The following is a 1,236-nucleotide window of genomic DNA, read 5'->3' as shown; positions in this document are numbered from 1 at the left end:
GCCATGCTCGAGGCGCAAGGCGCTAAGCCCGCGACGGTCGCCCGGCGGGTTGCCAGTCTTGCCACCGCACACAGCCTGTCAGGAATGCAGGAGAGGGGGCATGCGCCCACCAGCCACATCATGGTCCGCGCCGCGCTCAAGGGCATGCGCCGACGGCGTGGCGCTGCTCAGCGCCAGGCTGCCCCGTTGCGCTTCGGGGCCTCGCTAGATCCTCATACCAAGGGGTTCACGTTGACGGCGCTGCTTGGCGCCTGTGGCGGCGATTTGCAGGGCTTGCGCGATGCCGCGCTGCTGTCGCTCGGCTATGACGCTGGATTGCGCGTCAGCGAGCTCGTCGCGGTCGCCGTCGCGCACATCGATCCACACAGCGATGGCTCGGCGCTCCTGTTCATTCCATCATCCAAGACCGATCAGGAAGGGCAGGGGGCCTGGGGCTGGCTGTCAGCGGACACGATGCGCCGGGTCGGGGCCTGGCTGGTCGCGAGCGCCATCACCGAGGGGCCGGTCTTCCGCCGCGTGGGGGTCGATCGGCGCCGTCTGCGCGCCGCGGTTCCGCCGATGGCGTACGAAGCGATCCCTGGGCATACGCGGCACTGGCAGGAAAAGCTCCATGGCAAGAAGGCCGAACCGGCACGCACCGTCTACACCGTGGGGACCACGTCGCTGAGCCGGCAGGGCGTCAACGGGATCTATCGGCGGGTGGCGCTCAGCGCCTTCGATCAAGGGCTGGTCGAGATGCCAATTGCGAAGGTTGAGGAGGCTGCAAGGGCGCTATCGAGCCACTCGCTGCGGGTAGGGCTGACGCAGGATCTGTTTGCGGCCGGGGAGGACGGCGTTGGCATTGCACAGGCGCTGCGATGGTCTTCGCCGTCGACCGCGCTGCGTTACGGGCGCAAGCTCGCCGCCAGAAGCAATGTTGCCGCACGCGTGTTGTCAAAGATCAGAGGCTGATAACCGCCTTACTCGGTGGTCCTTATGGCACGGACAGCGGTCCCGGCAGCTGCCGAGGGAACCACGTCAGTAAGGCGTCCGACAGCGCCGTAGCGACAACAGAGGGGGCGCCCGTTCGCGTGCCGCTTGGGCGCACCGTGGTCGCCTGCCCTTTCCATACGACGTGACTATCGCGGCGCAGCGATACGGTTACCTTGAGACGGGTTACGATCAGACCGTGCAGCTGATCCTTCCCCGAAGGCAGGGTCAGCGACAGGCCTCCAAGGCCAGCAGCCACGCTTGATC

The 1,236-nt window shown here is 67.1% G+C and carries 1 protein-coding gene; it reads left to right on the top strand.

Features of this window, described 5'->3' with window-relative positions:
- The coding region (locus tag ASE89_RS07155; RefSeq protein ID WP_056675580.1) for a hypothetical protein at window positions 1-951 on the top strand (951 nt) is incomplete at its 5' end.
- Between the last annotated feature and the right edge of the window lie 285 nt (window positions 952-1,236).

Origin of the sequence: Sphingomonas sp. Leaf30 (assembly GCF_001422525.1) — a bacterium.
In the GTDB taxonomy this organism is placed as follows: domain Bacteria; phylum Pseudomonadota; class Alphaproteobacteria; order Sphingomonadales; family Sphingomonadaceae; genus Sphingomonas; species Sphingomonas aerolata.
This window is presented reverse-complemented; position numbering and strand designations above follow the sequence as displayed.